This is a genomic window from Bosea sp. 124, from assembly GCF_003046175.1.
Taxonomy (GTDB): Bacteria; Pseudomonadota; Alphaproteobacteria; order Rhizobiales; family Beijerinckiaceae; genus Allobosea.
The window spans coordinates 548469-567735 of sequence record NZ_PZZM01000001.1; the positions used below are offsets into that span (position 1 = coordinate 548469).

General features: G+C 68.6%; 18 protein-coding genes. 4 read left to right on the forward strand and 14 right to left on the reverse strand.

The genetic code is table 11. From position 1 onward, the window contains the following. The first annotated feature begins 89 nt into the window (after window positions 1–89). Window positions 90–833, forward strand: a complete 744-nt coding sequence (locus C8D03_RS02645; RefSeq protein WP_108044879.1) for a sulfite exporter TauE/SafE family protein — start codon at window positions 90–92, stop codon at window positions 831–833. A 2-nt stretch (window positions 834–835) separates the two neighbouring features. Here the strand turns inward: C8D03_RS02645 and C8D03_RS02650 are convergent, their stop codons facing one another. Together C8D03_RS02650 and C8D03_RS02655 are read right to left on the reverse strand one after the other, a co-directional pair. Then, window positions 836–1228, reverse strand: coding sequence for a peptidoglycan L,D-endopeptidase MepK (locus C8D03_RS02650; RefSeq protein ID WP_210203878.1), 393 nt, complete (start codon window positions 1226–1228; stop codon window positions 836–838). 410 nt (window positions 1229–1638) lie between these two features. Beyond that, entirely contained in the window at window positions 1639–2043 is a 405-nt protein-coding gene (locus C8D03_RS02655) for a hypothetical protein (RefSeq protein ID WP_146170050.1), read from the reverse strand. 278 nt (window positions 2044–2321) lie between these two features. Here C8D03_RS02655 and C8D03_RS02660 point away from each other — a divergent pair, with 278 nt between their 5' ends. Beyond that, a complete protein-coding gene (locus tag C8D03_RS02660) occupies window positions 2322–2702 on the forward strand; it encodes a hypothetical protein (protein WP_146170052.1) in 381 nt (126 codons plus the stop codon). 84 nt (window positions 2703–2786) lie between these two features. On the opposite strand, the gene C8D03_RS02665 is transcribed toward C8D03_RS02660, so the two are convergent. After that, the gene (locus C8D03_RS02665) at window positions 2787–3215 is read right to left on the reverse strand and encodes a nucleoside deaminase (protein WP_181301281.1); all 429 of its coding nucleotides are present in this window, start codon (window positions 3213–3215) and stop codon (window positions 2787–2789) included. Window positions 3216–3395: 180 nt separating this feature from the next. On the opposite strand from C8D03_RS02665, the gene C8D03_RS02670 reads away from it, so the two are divergent. Continuing rightward, window positions 3396–5609, forward strand: a complete 2214-nt coding sequence (locus tag C8D03_RS02670; protein WP_181300619.1) for a pseudouridine synthase — start codon at window positions 3396–3398, stop codon at window positions 5607–5609. 10 nt (window positions 5610–5619) lie between these two features. Further along, window positions 5620–6195: a 16S rRNA (guanine(966)-N(2))-methyltransferase RsmD gene (gene rsmD / locus C8D03_RS02675; RefSeq protein WP_108044884.1), complete on the forward strand. Its 576-nt coding sequence runs from the start codon at window positions 5620–5622 to the stop codon at window positions 6193–6195. 112 nt (window positions 6196–6307) lie between these two features. Here rsmD and minE read toward each other — a convergent pair whose 3' ends face one another. From minE to C8D03_RS02730, 11 genes are all read right to left on the reverse strand, one after another. Next, window positions 6308–6571 carry a cell division topological specificity factor MinE gene (gene minE / locus C8D03_RS02680; protein ID WP_108044885.1) on the reverse strand — a complete coding sequence of 88 codons (264 nt, stop codon included), beginning with the start codon at window positions 6569–6571 and terminating at the stop codon, window positions 6308–6310. Next, window positions 6568–7383 (reverse strand): septum site-determining protein MinD, encoded by an 816-nt coding sequence (gene minD / locus C8D03_RS02685; protein WP_108044886.1) that lies wholly within the window; start codon window positions 7381–7383, stop codon window positions 6568–6570. Before minD ends, minE begins: the two co-directional genes overlap by 4 nt. A 33-nt stretch (window positions 7384–7416) precedes the next feature. Continuing rightward, window positions 7417–8151, reverse strand: coding sequence for a septum site-determining protein MinC (gene minC, locus C8D03_RS02690; RefSeq protein WP_108044887.1), 735 nt, complete (start codon window positions 8149–8151; stop codon window positions 7417–7419). A gap of 222 nt (window positions 8152–8373) precedes the next feature. After that, complete coding sequence (gene mutL, locus C8D03_RS02695) at window positions 8374–10191, reverse strand: DNA mismatch repair endonuclease MutL (RefSeq protein WP_108044888.1); 1818 nt, start codon at window positions 10189–10191, stop codon at window positions 8374–8376. A 250-nt stretch (window positions 10192–10441) separates the two neighbouring features. Continuing rightward, the gene (locus C8D03_RS02700) at window positions 10442–11737 is read right to left on the reverse strand and encodes a M16 family metallopeptidase (protein ID WP_108044889.1); all 1296 of its coding nucleotides are present in this window, start codon (window positions 11735–11737) and stop codon (window positions 10442–10444) included. Between the two features lie 61 nt (window positions 11738–11798). Continuing rightward, complete coding sequence (locus tag C8D03_RS02705; RefSeq protein ID WP_108044890.1) at window positions 11799–13085, reverse strand: M16 family metallopeptidase; 1287 nt, start codon at window positions 13083–13085, stop codon at window positions 11799–11801. Between the two features lie 201 nt (window positions 13086–13286). Next, entirely contained in the window at window positions 13287–13931 is a 645-nt protein-coding gene (locus tag C8D03_RS02710; RefSeq protein WP_108044891.1) for a hypothetical protein, read from the reverse strand. A 75-nt stretch (window positions 13932–14006) separates the two neighbouring features. Then, window positions 14007–14489, reverse strand: coding sequence for a signal peptidase II (gene lspA, locus C8D03_RS02715; protein ID WP_108044892.1), 483 nt, complete (start codon window positions 14487–14489; stop codon window positions 14007–14009). Continuing rightward, window positions 14486–17440 carry an isoleucine--tRNA ligase gene (ileS, locus tag C8D03_RS02720; RefSeq protein ID WP_108051122.1) on the reverse strand — a complete coding sequence of 985 codons (2955 nt, stop codon included), beginning with the start codon at window positions 17438–17440 and terminating at the stop codon, window positions 14486–14488. Before ileS ends, lspA begins: the two co-directional genes overlap by 4 nt. Window positions 17441–17649: 209 nt before the next feature. Beyond that, the gene (locus C8D03_RS02725; RefSeq protein ID WP_108044893.1) at window positions 17650–18618 is read right to left on the reverse strand and encodes a bifunctional riboflavin kinase/FAD synthetase; all 969 of its coding nucleotides are present in this window, start codon (window positions 18616–18618) and stop codon (window positions 17650–17652) included. A 99-nt stretch (window positions 18619–18717) separates the two neighbouring features. Further along, a complete protein-coding gene (locus tag C8D03_RS02730) occupies window positions 18718–19161 on the reverse strand; it encodes a MaoC family dehydratase (protein WP_108044894.1) in 444 nt (147 codons plus the stop codon). Window positions 19162–19267: the final 106 nt, after the last annotated feature.

Genomic DNA, 19267 nt, shown 5'->3' on the forward strand with positions numbered 1-19267 from the left:
GCCGGCCGCCATGGGCAAGCACGAACACTACGGCGCGGACCGTAGCGTGGGTTGACGACAACGGCGCCCGGCGATGGCAGAAGCGAGGCATGGAAAACGCACAGCTCCTCCTCTTCATCGCCGCGACCTTCCTGCTGGCCGGCTTCGTCAAGGGCGTGATCGGGCTGGGCCTGCCGACCATCGCGGTCGGTATCCTCGGCGTGGTGATGGCCCCGGCACAGGCCGCCGCGCTGCTGGTCGTGCCCAACCTGATCACCAATGGCTGGCAGATCGCGACCGGCCCGGGCCTGAAGGCGATCCTGGCGCGGCTCTGGCCGATGCTGGCCGGGATCGGCGCCGGGACATGGGCGGGGGTGGGCCTGCTGGAGCAGCAGAAGGACGGATCGGCCACCCTCTGGCTCGGCATCGCGCTGGTGCTTTATGCGCTGGTCGGGCTGAAGGCCGCGAAGCTGCGCGTTCCGGCCGCAGCGGAGGGCTGGCTCGGGCCGCTGATCGGGATCGCGACCGGTATCGCGACCGCCGCGACCGGCGTCTTCGTGCTGCCGGCCGTGCCTTATCTCCAGGCGCTCGGGCTCGACAAGGACGAGCTGGTGCAGGCGCTGGGCGTCTCCTTCATCGTCTCGACGCTGGCGCTCTCGGTCGGGCTGCTCGGCACAGGCGCGCTCAACCCGAGCGTCGCCGGGCATTCGGCGCTGGCCCTACTGCCCGCCCTCGCCGGGATGGCGGCCGGGACGGTGATCCGCAACCGCATCTCGGCCGGGGCGTTCAAGCTCTGCTTCTTCGCAGGGCTGCTGGCGCTGGGCAGCTATCTCGTGCTGCGCGCGGCCGGCTAGCCTCAGCGGCGGGCGTTGTAGGCGTAGCGGCGGCTGGCGCGCTTGTGCCCGAACCAGGACAGCTCCCGGTCGCCGACATCGACATGCACGATGCCATTCGGGTAGGAGCCGACGCCGCCGGTTGCGTCGAGCGTCTTGGCCACGGCGACCGCCTTGCGGGCGGAGGTGGCGAGCGGCCGGAAGTCGATCGCCTTGCCGCGATAGTGCTGGGAGTGCCGGGCATGGCGTCCGCCGCAGGTCGAGGTGATCTGGATGGCACCGATCCTGTCGGTCAGTTCCTTGATCATGGCGACCGTGTCGGGCTTGAGACAGCCCAGCCCCCTGACCTGGGGCTGGAAGGACACCTGCTTGATCGCCGAGTCTGCATGGGCAAACACAGGCAGGGCGACCGTCAAGATCAACGCCACAACAATACTACGCATTACTTACCTAACGACATCATGTGAATGGAAGGCTACAGCCACCATCACATGGTCTGGCTGTGCGGTTCACGCGAGCCATTAGATTATCCAGAGGACCAAAACAAGGCACGCCGCAATCAAATGAGCTGCAACTATATCCACGCAGCTAGGCGTTCGAGATATCCATATTTGCAATTCGGCAAAACGGCGGGAAAATACGCCCTCTCTCGACCTTGTCTTAATTTTATGTCGCGAATTACTGTCCTATCGTCTCCATTTTCGGCATTTATCCGCCTCGATGACAAAACGACATTCGGCCTTTGCAGGCATCATCTTTTCCGCCCGCGATCGATTGCAGACAGGCAGACGACCCGGCGCCACGGCGGCGCCGGGCAGCGCTTCGATCAACCGGCCTTCTTCGTCACGATGGTCAATTCGCCCGCATCGTCGATCTGGGCGATCACCACGTCGCGAGATGAGAAGCCCTTGGCTTCGAGCGCGGATTTCGCGGCCGGCGCGCCTTCGATGGCCTTGCGAAGGCGCTCGAGCTGGTCTGCCGTGCGGGTCGCGAGAAGCTGATTGACCTGGATGCGGGTGTCCTCGGGAAGCTCGCCGAGTTCGACCACACTCACGGTCTTGATCGCAGGTGCTGGCGCGGGAGCCTGCGGGTTCGGCGCAGCGGGCGCCACCGCGGGAGGTTGGGCATTGGGAGCCTGGGCATTGGGAGCCTGGGCATTGGGAGCCTGGGCGCTAACGGGGCCGGCCAGAATGAAGGCGGTTCCTGCCGCCGCCAGCATGATCATGCGCATGACGTATCCTTCCATCGGTTGCGGATGAGCGCCGATCTAGCCGCGCGAATGGGCCCTGAAGCTGGACCGGATCGGGTCATTCCATGGCGATGTCGCGTTCGGAATGCGTTAGGCCGCATGAGACGGCACCGGCCGGCAACACAGCGCGATGCCGAAACCGCTATGATTTTTGCGACTGCATTGACGGCTGGCTAACCGATCAACGCGTCGACCCACGCAGCCCCGTCTACCCTATGGTAACGTCGCCTGGATACGTACGTTCCGTCATGGAGGCGTGGATGGCCGACGAGGTGCAGAACTATCTGACATCGGAGATCGAGACGCTGCGCAGCACCGTCTTGCGGGCTGGCGTGCTGAACGCCAAGGCGCTCGGCCCCAGCGCCGAGACGCATGTCGAAAACGTGCTGCGCTTCGTCGTGATCTCGCCTGAGCTGGAAGACGCCACCTATCTCGCCGTCATGCGCGTCGCTCTGTTTGCGCGCGCGCTCTACGCCCAGGCGCAGATCGCCGAGATCGAGCAGGCGCGGCGCGAGGCCCTCGCCGCGATCGACACTCTCGCCATCGTCGTGGACGGATCGGAGCGGATCGAGACGGGCGCGATGGCCAGACATCTCGATGCGGGCAGCATGCCCGAGCCGATGGCGCCGGTCGCCAACTGACGCCACCGCCGGATCGATGCTGAAGTTCCTTGTTCTTGCATCGGCTTTTCCCGAAAACCGAATTCCACTTTTCCGGCCGAGGCTCTAGCGCCGGCCCTGAAAGAAGCTGCGCAGCAGGTCCGCCGCCTCGCTCTCGCGCAGGCCGCCATAGACCTCCGGCGCATGGTGGCAGCTGGGGCTGGCGTAAAGCCTGACGCCGTTCTCGACCGCGCCGCCCTTGGGGTCGCCCGCGCCGAAATAGAGCCTGCGGATGCGGGCGAAGGAGATCGCGGCCGCGCACATCGGGCAGGGCTCGAGCGTGACGTGGAGATCGCAGCCGATCAGCCGCTCGGAACCGATCTCCTGGCAGGCCAGGCGCAGCGCCAGCATCTCGGCATGGGCGGTCGGGTCCTTCAGCTCCAGCGTGCGGTTGCCGGCACGGGCGAGCACGACGCCGTCCCGCGTCACGACGGCGCCGACCGGCACCTCGCCCCGCGCCGCCGCGGCCCGCGCCTCATCGAAGGCGAGCGCCATGGCGTCAGGCAGCTTGGCCCCAGACACCGGCATTGGGCGCGATTGCGGCATCGGACCTCCGTTTTGGCGCTCGCAGGCACGGGAGCGCTCTGCTACAAGCGCCGGCTATACCAAGAATTCGAGCCTGTCCCTTTCGCGAAAGTGCAAGTCACTTTCGGCGCGGCACGCTCAGGAGCGATCATGAGCGACGACAACAATCAGAAAAGCCGGGGCCCGCGCAAGGGCGGCGGAACCGGCGGCCGTGGTGGCGGATCGGGCGGCGGACGCGATGGCGGCGGCTTCGGCGGCAAAGGCTTCGGCGGCAAGGACCCGCGCTCCGGCGCGTCGGCAGGCGGCGAACGCAAGCCATTCCGGGGCCGCAGCGACAGTGCCGAGCGGCCGGCGCGCGCGGATGGCCCGGCGCGGCCGTTCCGGGCACGCCCCGAGGGCGAGCGCAGCTCCAGCAGGCCCCCGCGCGAGGGCGGCGAACGGCCGTTCCGGGCACGCCCCGACGGCGAACGCGGTTCGAGCCGGCCTCCGCGCGAGGGCTTCGCGCCGCGTGGCGAGCGTTCCGGCGGCGCGGGCGGCAAGCGTTTCGACCGTCCCCGCTCCGACAGGCCCGAGCGGCCACGTCGTTCGCGCGAGGAGGCGCCCGTTTCCGAAGCCAAGCTGCTGCCATCGCTGGTGCAGGAGCCCGAGCGCATCGCCAAGGTGATGGCGCGCGCCGGCGTCGCCTCGCGCCGCGACAGCGAGGCGATGATCGCCGAAGGCCGCGTCAGCGTGAACGGCAAGGTTCTGGAGAGCCCGGCGCTCGATGTCGGCCCCGACGATGTCGTGCTGATCGATGGCGAGCCCATGCCGGTGCGTGAGCGCACGCGGATGTGGCTCTACCACAAGCCTCGCGGCCTCGTGACGACCAACCACGATCCCGAAGGCCGGCCGACCGTGTTCGACGCGCTGCCGGAGGATCTGCCGCGCGTGCTGTCGATCGGACGGCTCGACATCAACACCGAAGGCCTCCTGCTCCTGACCAATGACGGCGGACTGGCCCGCATGCTGGAACTGCCCGAGACCGGCTGGCTGCGGCGCTACCGCGTGCGCGCCTTCGGCTCGGTGACGCAGGACAAGCTCGACACGCTCCGCGACGGCGTCACCATCGAGGGCATCTCCTACGGCCCGGTCGTGGCGCGCTTCGAGCGCCAGCAGGGCTCGAACACCTGGCTGACGGTCGACCTGCGCGAGGGCAAGAACCGTGAGGTCAAGACGGTGCTGGAGCATCTCGGCCTCGACGTGAACCGGCTGATCCGGGTCTCGTTCGGGCCATTCCAGCTCGGCGACCTGCCCGAGGGCGAGGCGGACGAGATTCGCTCGCGCGTGCTCAAGGACCAGCTCGGCGAGGAGCTGATGGCGAAGGCCGGCGTCGATTTCGAGGCGCCGCGCCGTGACGAACTCCCGGCCGCCCCGCCAAAACCTCGCCCAAGCCAGGCTGCGCCGAGCGGCGACGACCGGCCGCGCCGGCGCGAGTCGGGCGACCGCGACGGCAAGCCGGAGCGCGAGCGCTGGCAGAGCGACGCCGTCCGCACGCCCTCGCTCGACGACCGCAGCGACAAGCCGTGGAAGCGCACCGTCTGGCGCGATGCCGAGGCCGAGCCGCAGCGCGAGCGCAAGGCGCCGCCACGCCGCGGTGCCGATCCGAAGGCCGAGCGCCAGACACGCGAAGCCAGCGGCGAGGTCGTGCGCCGGCGCGGCAAGGCGATCGAGGACCCCAGCGGCCGCCGCGTGCTGGTCGAGCGCGTCAGCGCTTCTGCGCGCGAGGAAAGGGTTTCCCGCGAGGAGCGCCCTGCCCGTGAGGGCGTGAATCCCAAGCGCAGGCCCGACCGCCTGCCCCGCAGCGAGCGCGGCGCCGCACAGGCACGCCCGCCGCGCACGCAGGAACGCCCGGCGAGCCGCGAACGCCCGGTCCACCGCCCCCGCATCGAGGGTGGCGAGCGCGACCGGACGCAGGAGCGGCCCTGGCAGGACGCGGCACCACGCGCCGAGCGGCCGGAGCGCAGCCCCCGCGGCGACCGCCCCGAGCGCGCCCCGCGCGAGGGTGGCGAGCGCCCTCCCCGCCGCTTCAGCGAGCGGCCGGGCGAAGAACGCGGCGGCGACAGACGCCCGGCTGCGCGCGGTTTCGGCGACAAGCCCGGCGGTGCCGGAAAGAGCTATGCGGCGCGCTCCAGCGAACGACCGGCGGGACGAAGCGGCACGGGTGAACGCAGCGGCGGAAAATCCTTCGGAGGCAAATCCTTCGGCGGCAAGCCGTTCGGTGGCAAGCCCGGTGGCGGCGGTCGGCCGGGTGGCGGTCGTCCCTCCGGCGGCGGCAAGGGCCCGCGCTCCGGCGGCGGCCCTCGCTCCGGCGGCAAGCGCGACTGAGGGCTAGCCGATGCGGATCGTCGGCGGACGCTTGCGCGGGCGGGCTCTGGCCGGCCCGAAACCGGGGATCGGGAGCATCCGCCCGACCTCGGACCGGCTGCGCGAATCGCTCTTCAACGTGCTGGCCCATGCCTATGACGACCCGCTCGACGGGGCGCGCGTGCTCGACCTGTTCGCGGGCACTGGTGCGATGGCCTTTGAGGCGCTCTCGCGCGGCGCGGGCTTTGCGTTGCTGGTCGATGACGGGACGGAGGCGCGCGGGCTGATCCGCGAGAACCAGACGGCGCTTGGCCTCGCCGGCCACAGCCGCATCTTCCGGCGCGACGCGACCAAGCTCGGCGCGATCGGCCCGATGGCGCCCTTCGGCGTGGTCTTCTGCGACCCGCCCTATCGCAGGGGACTGGGTGAGACCGCGCTGCTCTCGGCCCGCGACGGCGGCTGGCTGGAGCCGGGCGCGCTGGTCGTGCTGGAGGAGGCCGGCGATGTCGAGATCGCGCTCCCCGCGGGCTTCCAGACGCTGGAACGCCGGACATATGGCGAGACGCAGGTGATCTTGCTGCGGGCGGCCGAGACCGCGAGGTCCTGAACAGGACCTCGCGGCGAAGCGGAAAAACAGGAACGCCGCCGAGAGGGCGGCATTCCCTGGTCATCCTCGCCCGACAGCGCAGAACAACGGCTTGTCGCGAAGGCGGCTCTCGCTAGGCCGCCTTTTTGCCTGCCTCGAACGGGATCTCGATGTCGACGGCCAGCGTCGAGACTTGGGCGCCGCGCTCCATCTTGACGCTGACCTTGTCACCGTCGATCTGTACGTGCTTTGCGATGGCGCGCAGGATTTCGTCCCGCAGCTTGACTAGGAGATCGGGTCCGCCCGCCGAAGCGCGCTCATGGGCGAGCAGCAGTTGCAGGCGATCCCGCGCGGCCGGGGCCGACTGGGAGCGGGTGAAGAAGCGACGGAGGTTCATGCCGCTTTCCTTCCGAACATCTTGCCGAAGAAGCCGCGCCTTTCGCCCGGAATGGTGATCGGCAGATCTTCGCCCTTGAGGCGGCGAGCCGCCTGGAAATAGGCAACGGCCGGCACGCTGCGCTCATCGGCAAGCGTCACGGGTGTGCCGAGATTGGAGGCCCGCAGAACCTCCATGCTTTCCGGGATGATACCGAGCAACGGGATCGACAGGATTTCGAGAACGTCGTCGACCTTCAGCATGTCGCCGCGCTCGGCCCGGGCCGGGTCGTAACGGGTGAGAAGCAGATGCTTCTCCATGCGCTCGCCGTTCTCGGCCTTGACCGTCTTGGAATCGAGCAGGCCGATGATGCGGTCGGAATCGCGCACGGAGGAGACCTCCGGATTGGTCACGACGATGGCCACGTCGGCATGGCGCATGGCCAGCGTCGCGCCGCGCTCGATGCCGGCCGGGCTGTCGCAGATCACCCAGTCGAAGACGCTCTTCAGGGCGGCGATGACCTTCTCGACGCCGTCCGCGGTGAGATTGTCCTTGTCGCGTGTCTGCGAGGCCGGCAGCAGATAGAGCGTCTCGAGCCGCTTGTCGCGGATCAGGGCCTGCGTCAGCTTGGCCTCGCCCTGGATCACGTTGACGAGGTCATAGACCACCCGCCGCTCGGCGCCCATGATCAGGTCGAGATTGCGCAGCCCGACGTCGAAATCCACCACCACGACCTTGTCGCCGGTCTGTGCAAGGGCCGCTCCGAGTGCGGCCGACGACGTCGTCTTGCCGACGCCGCCCTTGCCCGATGTGACCACGATGACCTTGCCCATAGACCTCTCCTGTTGATGTCGGATGCCGTCGGATCAGGCGAGTGATCCGGATTTGAAAGTGTCGCCTTCCAGCCAGAACTGGACGGCCTTGCCGCGCAGATCGGCCCCGAGGTCCTCGGCTGTCTTGTAGTAGCCGTCGATGGCGACCAATTCCGCTTCGAGCTTGCGGCAGAAGATCCGCGCTGAGGCGTTGCCCATCGTGCCGGCCATCGCGCGGCCTCTCAGCGTGCCGTAGACGTGGATCGATCCCCCGGCGATGACCTCGGCCCCGGATGCAACCGATCCGACGATGGTCACGTCGCCTTCGATGAAGATGAGCGATTGCCCCGAGCGCACGGGCTCGGTCACGACGATGGAGGGCGCGGCCTTCGCCGGCAGCAGAGCCGGAGCCGCGACGCTTTCGACGGTCGCAGATTGGGCCGCCGCTTCGGCGACGGGCGCCTCGATGTCGGAGGTCGGCCGACCATCGGCCATCGCCGGCGGCAGGCTCGAATCGAGCAGCGAGGGTCGCGCTCCTTCGATGCCCATGATTCGGACATGGCGTGTACCGAGCTTGTCGACGAGGTCGCGAAGCTGCGACCGATCGATCTCCAGCCCGCCGATATCGAGCACCACCGGCCGGCGCATGAAGAAGCCGGTGGACCGGGAGGCCAGATCGTCGAGGCGCGCCAGCCACTCCTCGAAGGGGAGTTCCGGGGTCAGCGCAAGCGCAAGGAAGCTTCGCCCCTTGAGGCGAATGGGCCGGGGTTGGGTTAACACGCTGGTCATCTTGGTAAATTTTCGGTTGATTCTGTGTAGGGCCGGATTGGTTAACAGAGGGTAAATCGCCCCGTCGTATCCCCGGGAGAGCACGCGCGGAAATTCTCCGCAGGAAAACAAAATACTCTTATCTTTCAATGTGATAATGATTTTCAAACGCGAATGCGATAACTCACGGCCTGTACCGCCGCCGACTTGCAACAGATGAACGCAGATCACGGCAGCTCCCGCTCACCGCCGCCCGAACAGCTTCTCGATATCGCTGAGCTTCAGTTCGACATAGGTCGGCCGGCCGTGGTTGCACTGGCCGGAATTCGGCGTGACCTCCATCTCGCGCAGCAGGGCGTCCATCTCCTCCGGGCGCAGGCGACGCCCGGCGCGGACGGAGTTGTGGCAGGCCATCGTCGCCAGCACATGATCGAGCCTGCGTTCGAGCGAGCCCGGTGTCGAACCCATCTGGCCATGCTCCGCCAAGGCGTCGGCGACGTCGCGGACGAGCTTCTGGAGATTGCCGCCGGCCAATTGCTGGGGCGCCTCCCGAACCAGCACGGCGCCCGGCCCGAAGGGCTCCAGCCGCAGGCCCAGCGTGTCCAGCTCTTCGCTCGCCGCATTCAGGCGATCGGCGTCGACGGGATCGAGTTCGACGACCTCCGGCAGCAGCAGCGGCTGACGGGCGATGCCGTTCTTCGCGCGTTCGGCCTTGAGCCGCTCATAGACCAGACGCTCATGGGCGGCGTGCTGGTCGACGATGACGACGCCCTCACGGGTCTGCGCGACGATATAGGTTTCGTGGAGCTGGGCCCGAGCGGCACCGAGCGGACGGTCGAGCGCATCCGGCGACGGCTCCGCGACATGGGCGCGGGCATCGGCCGAGGACACGTTGAAGCCGGCGAAGCCCGGCTGCGGGCGAGCCTCGAAGCCTGCCGCAGGCGTGGCCCAGGCCGGCGTGCCGGGCAGGTTCGGACGCATCGGGGCATTCGGGTTGCCGGTGCCCGCAAAGACGGCGCGGAAGGCCTCCAGGGTCCGGGCACCGCCGGTCGTCGTGGCACGGTGGCCGGCTTCGGCGAGCGCGCCCTTCAGGCCAGAGACGACGAGACCGCGCACCAGCGTCGGATCGCGGAAGCGGACCTCGCTCTTGGCCGGGTGAACGTTGACGTCGACGAGGCGCGGATCGCAGGCGACGTCGAGGAAGAGCACGGGATGCCGGTCGGAGGGCACGACATCGGCATAGGCGCCACGCACCGCCGAGAGCAGGAGCTTGTCGCGCACCGGGCGGCCGTTGACCGCGAGATGCACGCCGGCCGAGGTGCCGCGATGGAAGGTCGGCAGGCCGGCAAAGCCGGTGACGCGGAAGCCCTCGCGCGCCGCATCGAGCCTGAGCGCATTTTCCGGGAAATCGCGCCCGAGCGCCCGGCCGAGCCGGCGCAGCTGGCCGTCCTCGCCCAGGGCCTCGGCCGGCCAGTCGAACGGGGAGACATGCTCGCCCTCCAGCGAAAAGCGGATCGCCGGATGGGCGATGGCGAGACGGCGCAGCATCTCCGAGACGGCCTGCGCCTCGGCCCGGTCGCTCTTCAGGAATTTGAGGCGCGCCGGGGTGAAGGCGAAGAGATCGCTGACCTCGATGCGCGTGCCGGGTGCGGCGGCGACAGGACGCACGACGCCCTTCTCGCCGGCCTCGACGACGAGGCCTGCTCCTTGCGGCGCGTCATGGCGGCGGGTCGCAATCGAGAGCCGCGCGACGGAGCCGATCGAGGGCAGCGCCTCGCCACGAAAACCGAGCGTGTCGATCGCGAAGAGATCGCCATCCGGGAGCTTCGAGGTGGCATGGCGCTCGACGGCCAGCGCCAGATCCTCCGGCGTTATGCCGGCGCCGTCATCGACGACGCGGATCAGCTCGCGCCCGCCGGCCGCAATCGTGACCGAGATGGCACGCGCGCCGGCGTCGATCGCGTTCTCGACCAGCTCCTTCACGGCGGCAGCCGGCCGCTCGATCACCTCGCCGGCGGCGATGCGGTCGACCAGGACGGGATCGAGGCGGCGGACGGACATGAAGGTTCCGGGGCGGAGAGGTCAGCGGCGGCGAATCGTGCTGCTGCTGTCAGCGACAATAGCGGGTGGGAGCTTTTGTCGCTCGCCATCCGCGCCGTCATCCCGGACAAGCCGCGTCAGCGGCGCCGATCCGGGATCCATACCGGAGCATTTGCAGGTTAGGTTCCGGAATGGGTCCCGGGTCTCCCTGCGGTCGCCCGGGATGACTCGCGCTTTTCAAATCATGCCGCGCATGACCGTTCCGGCCAATTCAAACCAGATCGACCGGCCGCCCGACGGCCTGCACCAGCAGGCGCGGATCGCCGAAGAGGCGCCCCGCCACGCGCTTGACGTCGGACAGCGTCACGGCCGCGAAGAGTTCGTTGCGCTGCGCCAGGAAGTCCGGCTCGAAACCGTTGATCGCGAGGCCGAGCAGTTCGGAGGCGATCTTCGGCGAGGTGTCGAAGCGCAGCGGATAGGAGCCGATGATGTAGCGCTTGGCCTCGGCGACCTCGTCCTCGCTCGGCCCCTCGTTGGCGAGCTTGGCCATCTCCTCGCGGATCACGGTCATCGACTCGGCCGCACGGTCGTTGCGGGTCGCGGTGCCGCCGACCAGCATGGCGCTCTCGCGCAGCGGCATCAGGCTCGACGAGACGCCATAGGCGAGGCCGCGCTTCTCGCGGACTTCGAGGAACAGGCGCGAGGTGAAGGCGGAACCGCCGAGGATGTGATTCAGCACGCTGCCGGCGATGAAGTCCGGATCATGCCGCATCAGGCCGGGGCCGACGAAGCGCAGCACCGTCTGCGGCACGTCGAGATCGATGACATGGGTCTGGCCGAGGCCCTGGATCGGCAGGGGCTCGCCCGGCAGCGCGCGCGGCAGGCCCTCCGGCAGCGCGCCGAAAAGCTGGTCGAGGCGGCGCGACAGTTCGTCGGCCGTGATGTCACCGACGACGACGACCTTCAGCCCGGCGCGGGCAAGCAGGCCGCGCGAGAGCGCCTTCAGGCCGGCAGCTTCAAGCCGCGAGACGCTGTCGACATCGCCCTTCTCGGGACGGGCGTAGGGGTGGCCAGCAAAGGCCGCCGCATAGAGCGCGTTGCGGCAGAGCGTCTCGGGGTTCTGCGCCTGGCGCTGCAGGCCGGAAATGACCTGCCCCTTCACCCGCGCCACGGCATCGGCATCGAAGCGCGGCGCGTTGACGGCGAGCGCGAGCAGCTCGAAGGCCGTGTCTCGATGGCTCGACAGCGTCTGGATATGGCCATGGAAATCGTCGCGGCGCGCGTCGAAGCCGAGGCTGATCGCGTGGTCGGCGAGCTTGCCGTGAAAAGCTTCGGCGTCGAGATCGCCGGCGCCCTCGTCGAGCAGGCCGGAGACCAGATAGGCGCTGCCGGCGGCGTTGTCGGGATCGCGCGTGGCGCCGCCATCGAAGGCGAAGTCGACCGCGATCAGCGGCAGGCTGTGCTCCTCGACCAGCCAGGCCTCGATGCCCGCGGCGGAGCGGACCTTCTGGACGGCGACGGAGGGGCCGGCGAGGCTGGTGGCGGCAGCGGGGATGGGTGCGTTCATGTCATGTCATGTCCTGACGGCAGGCCGGCGAAGCGACCCTGTCCAGAAGGGAGCGGCTGATTCAGGCCGACGGCAGCAGCAGGCCGGTGACGCAGCGGTCCGGCCTCAGATAGCGGCGCACGGCCTCGATAACGGCCTCGCGCGGCACGGCCTCGATCCGGGCGGGCCAGGCCAGCACGTCCTCGACGCTTTCGCCGACGGCGAGCGAGGCGCCAAAGATGCGGGCGAGCGAGGACTGGCTGTCACGGGCGAAGATCGTCTCGGCGACAAGCCGCGTACGGGCGCGGGCGAGTTCGAGCTCGCTCGGCCCCTCGCTCAGGAAGGTGGCGAGCGCAGCGTCGAGGCCGGCCTCCAGAGTCGCCATCTCGACGCCGGGGCGCGGGCTCGCCGAGACCTGGAAGGCAGCGCGATCGACCATCGAACCCATGAAATAGGCGCTGGCGCCCGCGGCGAGTTCGTCCTCGACGCAGAGCTTGCGGTAAAGCCGCGAGGTGGTGCCGCCGCCCAAGATCTCGGCCGCGATCTCGAGCGCGAAGACCTCCGTCGAGTCACCGCTGAGATAGGTCGGAGTCAGCCAGCCGCGCCGCAGCGAAGGCTGGCGCACGCGCGGATCGGAGAGCGAGACGCGGCGCGCGGCACGCGGATCGGGCTCGGCCGGACGCTTGCGGACGGGTGTCTCGCCGCGCGCTGGAATGGCGCCATAGGTTTCCTCGGCGAGGCGGCGCACGGTCGTAGCATCGGTGTCGCCGGCGACGACCAGAATGGCGTTCTCTGGCGTGTAGAAGCGCTGGTAGTAGGCGAAGGCGTCGTCGCGGTTGAGTTCCTCGATCTCGTGCTCCCAGCCGATGATCGGCGTGCCGTAGGGGTGGTGCACGAAGAGCGCCGAGGAGAACTCCTCGCCGAGCTGGGCGGCCGGGTCGGAATCGACGCGCATCTTGCGCTCTTCCAGCACGACGTCGCGCTCGGGACCAACGACGCTCTCGTCGAAGGCGAGGCCGGTCATGCGGTCCGCCTCGTAATCCATCATCGCGCGCAGATGCTCCTTCGGCACGCGCTGGAAATAGGCGGTGTAGTCGAAGGAGGTGAAGGCGTTCTCCTGCCCGCCATAGCCCGCCACGATCCGGGAGAACTCGCCGGCCGGCCATTTGGCCGTGCCCTTGAACATCAGGTGCTCGAGAAAATGCGCGATGCCGGACTTGCCGGCCGGGTCATCGGCCGAGCCGTTGCGATACCAGACCATATGGGTGACGACCGGCGCGCGATGGTCCGTCACGACGACAACATCCATGCCATTGGCGAGCTGGAAGGACTCGACCGGCTGGGCGGCCTTGGGCTGCTGCGAATGCATGTTCACCTTGGGCCGTCTCCATGACTGGCGCGGATGCGGAGGGCTCGCGCGGAATCACCCGCACAGATGGACAAAAGGCGCGAGCAGCGAAGCCCGCGCCGGAATATCCGGTTCCCACGAGATAGGGAGGCGCGGCGTAGAACGCCAGAGCCAAGCCGTTCTGCCTAGCCGGGCGCCTTTCCCGACTCCGGCATCGCGGCCTCACTGCATCGGGATCTGGCCGGTCAGGAACTCACGCTGGCCGACGGCCTGCTTGTCCTCGACAGGGCCGCCCTGGCCGGGGCCGAGCGCAGCGGAACCGGCCGGGCGACGATAGCCCACCGGCGGCTCGGAAAGCAGGCGCCGCGGCGGCTCCTCGCCATAGGTGAGCTGATCGAGCGCCGCCTGGTTGTGGCGGGTCGCCAGCTCGCGACCGACGCGGATCGGGGCGATCTGGTTGTTGTAGTTGTTGTGATCCTCGGCAACGGCCGGGCGGCCGGCGTCGCGCGTGGTACGGCCGCGGCGCAGCTCCTCCTGGCTGAGCATCGGATTGTTGCGCCAGTTCGGATTGGAGCCAGCCGGCGCGCGGGCGCCCTGCGCCTCGGCGCGGCGGGCGGCGACGTCGGGATCGTTCGGCCAGGCGGCGTTGCGGGTGCTCGCCGGCTCCTGCGGGCGCGGCAGGACCGAGCTCGGGGGCACGACCAGCGGCGGGCGCTGCCGGTACTCGATATCGTCGCCCGGCCGGCCACCCATGACGCCCTCCATCAGGTTCTTGAAGAGCATGCCCTCCTGAGCCAGCGCGGGCTGGGCCGCGAGCAGAAGGCCGCCGGCCAGAAGCAGATGCGTCACGCGGATGCGGTGAGCCATGTCAATCCTCCCTCGGGGATATCTCTTCCCCGTCTCAAACCCCAGGCGAACGGCGAAACGATGGCGAAGACGCAACTATGCCGTCTTTTCCGCGCCCGGACGGAAGGACTCATATAGCAGACCTGCCACCCCGACAACGATTGCGGCGTCGGCGATGTTGAAGATGTACCAGCTGAAGCCGCCCCAATGCAGGTGCACGAAGTCGACAACGGCGCCATAGACGGCGCGGTCGAGCCCGTTGCCGAGCGCGCCGCCGATGACCAGCGCGAGGCTGACCACCGTCAGGGGGCGCTGCTCGCGCCACATCCAGCGCCAGAGCCAGATCGCCGCGACGAAGGAGACTACCACCAGCGCCCAGCGCCCGATATCGGTGCCCTGCTGGAACAGCCCGTAGGAGATGCCGCGGTTCCAGGCGAGCACGATGTTCATGAACGGCGTGACCGCGAAGGGCCCGGTCTCGGCGAGGCGCAGGCCGAAGAGCAGCCAGAGCTTCAGCGCCTGGTCGGCCAGGAAGACGACGAGAACGACGGCGACGCCGAGACGGCGGGCGGCGTTCACGGCGCACCCCGGCCCAGTTCGCGCAGCGCCTTCGCGTCACGCGGCGTCACCGCCGGATAGGCGGCATCCGCCGTCGCCGGGTCGAAATATTTCCAGGAGCGGGCGCATTTGATGCCGGCCGCGCGATGCGGCACCACCGCGACGCCCGGCACCTCGGCGAGGCGGAAGGCCTCGGCCGGCCCCTCCGTGCTCTCGATGCGGATGCCGGAGGTGATGCCGATCTCGGCGAGATCGACCCCCGACAGCGCGGCGCCGAGATCGGCATCCGTGACGAAGACCTGCGGAGCGGCCTCGAGCGAGGAGCCGAGCCGCTTGGCGGCGCGCTCCAGTTCGAGCGCCCCGGTGACGACGCGGCGGACCTTGCGGATCTTGCTCCAGCGCTCGGCGAGTTCCGGGTCGAGCCAGTCGGCCGGCGCCTTCGCGAAGAGTTCGAGATGCACGGAACCGTCGAGCGCCTTCTGTTCCGGATAGCGTTCGAGCCAGGCTTCCTCGGCCGTGAAAACCAGGATCGGAGCGAGCCAGGTCGTCAGGCAGCGGAAGAGATGGTCGACGACCGTCAGCGCGCTCTTGCGGACATGGCTGGAGAGCGGATCGCAATAGAGCGCGTCCTTGCGGACGTCGAAATAGAAGGCCGAGAGTTCGGTGTTCATGAACTGCGAGAGCAGGGTCACGACCTTCTTATAGTCATAGGTCCGATAGGCTTCCTCGACCTGCGGGCCGAGTTCGGCGAGCCGGTGCAGCATCAGCCGCTCCAGCTCCGGCATGGTCTGCGGGTCCGGGACGCGGATGTCCTCGCTGAAATGGGCGAGCGTGCCCAGCATCCAGCGCTGGGTGTTGCGCAGCTTGCGATAGGTCTCGACGAAGGTCTTGAGGATCTCCTTGCCGATGCGGAGATCGTCGGAATAGTCCGCAGCCGCGACCCAGAGGCGCAGGATGTCGGCGCCTGAGTCCTTGATGATGTCCTGCGGGGCGGTGACGTTGCCCTTCGACTTCGACATCTTCTCGCCCCTCTCGTCGAGGCAGAAGCCGTGCGTCAGCACGATGTCGTAAGGCGCGCGGCCGCGCGTGCCGCAGCTTTCGAGCAGCGAGGAATGGAACCAGCCGCGATGCTGGTCGGAACCCTCAAGATACATGACGCGGTCATTGCCGCCGTCGCCGCGCCGCCGCGCCCGCAGATCGGCGCGCTTCTCCAGCGTGAAGGCGTGGGTCGAGCCGGAATCGAACCAGACATCGAGCACGTCGGTGACGCGCTCATAGGCCGCCGGATCGTAGCCGAAGGGCTTCAGGAAGCGGGCGCCGTCAGTGTCGGTGAACCAGGCATCGGCGCCCTCAAGCTCGAAGGCTTCGGCGATGGCGGCGTTGACCTTCGCATCGACGAGGATGTCCTTGGTCTCCTTCTCGACGAAGACGGTGATCGGCACGCCCCAGGCGCGCTGGCGCGAGACCACCCAGTCGGGGCGGTTGGCGATCATGCCGTTGATGCGGTTCTCGCCGGCGGCGGGGACCCATTCGGTCTCCTTGATCGCGCCGAGCGCGACCTCGCGCAGGGTGCGATTGCCGAGCGTATCGACGCCCTTGTCCATCGCGATGAACCATTGCGGCGTGTTGCGGAAGATGACCGGCTTCTTCGAGCGCCAGCTATGCGGATACTGGTGCTTCAGGCGGCCGCGCGCGACGAGGTTGCCGCTGGCCGCCAGCGCCTTGATGACGACGTCGTTGGCGTCGCCCTTGCTCCCGGTCTCGGTGATGACCTGCGCGCCCTCGAAGCCCGGCGCCTCCTTCGTGAACCGGCCATCGGCATCGACGGTGTAGGGGATGCGGGTGTCGATGCCGCGCCGGGCGAGCATCTGGCCGTTCGCCATCCAGACGTCGAAGTCCTCGCGGCCATGGCTCGGCGCGGTGTGGACGAAGCCGGTGCCGGCCTCGTCGGTGACATGGTCGCCGTCGAGCAGGGGGACGTCGAAATCGTAGCCCTGGCCACGCAGGGGATGGGCGGCGGTGAGACCGGCGAGCTGATCGGCAGGCACGTCCATGACCAGCTCGAACGCATCGACCTTGGCTGACTTGAAGACGCCTTCCGCAAGGTTCTTGGCGAGGACATAGGTCGCGCCAACCTTGGCCCAGTTGTTCTCCGGTGCTGCGGTGACGCGATAAAGCCCATAGGCGACCTTGTTGTGAAACGAGATCGCGCGATTGCCCGGCATCGTCCAGGGCGTCGTCGTCCAGATGACGATGGCGGCTCCAGCCAGCGGCCCCGTGCCGGACACCGGAAACGCCACGAACACCGTGTCGCTGACGTGCTCCTCGTATTCGACCTCGGCCTCGGCGAGCGCGGTCTTCTCGACCACCGACCACATCACCGGCTTGGAGCCGCGATAGAGCTGGCCGCTCTCGGCGAATTTCATGATCTCGCGGGCGATCTGCGCCTCGGCCGGATAGGCCATGGTCAAATAGGGATCGTCCCAGTCGCCCTCGACGCCCAGGCGCTTGAACTCCTCGCGCTGGACCGAGACCCAGTGCTCGGCGAAGGCGCGGCATTCCTTGCGGAATTCGACGACCGGCACGTCGTCCTTGTTCAGCCCCTTGGCGCGGTACTGCTCCTCGATCTTCCACTCGATCGGCAGCCCGTGGCAGTCCCAGCCCGGCACGTAGTTGGAGTCGTGGCCGAGCATCTGCTGCGAGCGGGTGACGAGGTCCTTGAGGACCTTGTTCAGCGCATGGCCGATATGGATGTTGCCGTTGGCATAGGGGGGGCCGTCATGCAGGACGAAGCGGTCCCGCCCCTTCCCGGCCTCGCGCAGCTTGCGGTAGAGGTCCATCTTCGCCCAGCGGGCGAGCAGTTCGGGCTCGCGCTGCGGCAGGCCGGCCCGCATCGGGAACTCGGTCAGGGGCAGGAACAGCGTCTGGGAATAGTCGACGGTTTCCGCTTTTTCTGGGGTCTTGTCGGTCATCGTGCTCGGCTCGGGCAATGCGGAGGGGCGGGCCATGGTCGTGGCGCTGCGCCGGTCCATCGTGAGATGAAAGGATAAGCGGTGGTCATCCCGGCCTGCGCATGCTCCCACGCGTCAGCGCAGGGCGGCAGCCGGGCCCGTAATTCGCCGAAGCGGGATGGTCGACGTAGCACGAAATGCGAGCATGAGCGGCTTCTAGCAGGCGCGCGCTACGGAAGGAAGGGCGGCGTCCCGGCGAGGATGTCGCGCGCCCGCAGGCTGTCGGCGTCCATCTGCGCGACCAGTGCGTCGAGCGAGTCGAACTTCGCCTCGCCGCGCAGCCAGGAGACGAAGGCGACATCGACCTGCCTGCCGTAGAGATCGCCCGAAAAGTCGAAGACGAAGGTCTCCAGCCGCGGCGCGCCGTCATCGAAGGTCGGCCGGCTGCCGAAGCTGGCGACGCCGTCATGCCAGACGCCGTCGATCTTCATGCGCACCGCATAGATGCCGTGCTTCAGCCGGCAGTCGCGGGCAAGATGCATGTTGGCGGTGGGGTAGCCGAGATCGCGCCCGCGCTTGTCGCCATGGGCGACTACGCCACGCACGAACCAGGGCCGGCCGAGGAATTCTGCGGCGCGGGCGACATCGCCCTGTTCCAGCGCCGTGCGGATCAGCGTCGAGGAGACCGTCTCGCCGGCAAAGGCATAGGGCGGCACGACCACGACGGGGGCCGCATCGACCATCGCACGCGCCTCCAGCATCTCCGGCGAGCCACTGCGCCCCTGCCCGAAATGGAAATCGAAGCCGCAGACCAGCCCGGCCGCCCCGAGTTTGCCGAGCAGCAGATCGTCGACGAAGGCCTCGGCATGGATCGCAGCGATGTCGCGGCTGAAGGGCAGCACGAAGGTCAGTGGCAGCCCGAGCTGCGCCAGCAGCTCCGTCTTCACTGCCGGCGGCGTCAGCCGGAAGACCGGCTGCTCGGGGCGAAACACGCTGCGCGGATGCGGCTCGAAGGTCAGCACGGCCGGCATGCGCCCCAGTCGCTCCGCAAGTTCGACGGCCTCGCGGGCGAGTTCGGCATGGCCGCGATGGACGCCATCGAAATTGCCGAGCGCCATGACCCGGCCGCGCAATGCGGCCGGGATCGGCTTGTCGAGTTCGAGCACGAAGCTTGAAGGTGCGTCGGCAGGAGAGATCATCGGGCAGGACGGTCCGGACGCCCGGGCGAGCGCCGGGCAGGCCCCGTCATTGGCCAGACGCGGCGAGGCGTCAAGCCGGACGCGTTCAATGCCCGGTCTTCAGTTCCTCGGCCGGGGCGGCGGCAGGGCGACCCAGGCCTCGCCCTCCAGGACGGCCTTGCCGTCGACCAGACACTCGCAGAACAGCCGCGCGCGGCGGCGCTCGGCCACCAGCTCGATCACCTCGACACGGGCTGTGACGACGTCGCCGATCTTCACCGGCGCGAGGAAGGTCAGGGTCTGCGACAGATAGACCGCGCCGGGACCGGGCAGGCGCGTGCCGAGCAGTGCCGAGACGAGGCTCGCGGTCAGCATGCCATGAGCGATGCGCTGGCCGAACTTGGTCGAGGCGGCATAGCGGTCGCAGAGATGGATCGGATTGGCGTCGCCCGAGAGGTCGGCGAACAGCGAAACGTCGCGCTCCATCACCGTGCGCATCAGGCTTTCGCTCTGGCCGATAGCCAGATCCTCGAAGGCATGGACGGTGTAGAGCGCGCTGGTCATCGGTGTGGGTTGCCTTCGTCTCCGGCGCGGCGCGAGGCTCGGGGCCGGGATCGATCCGTCTTGAGGCGACCCTGTCACAGCCGGGACAGGCCGGCCATTGGACTTT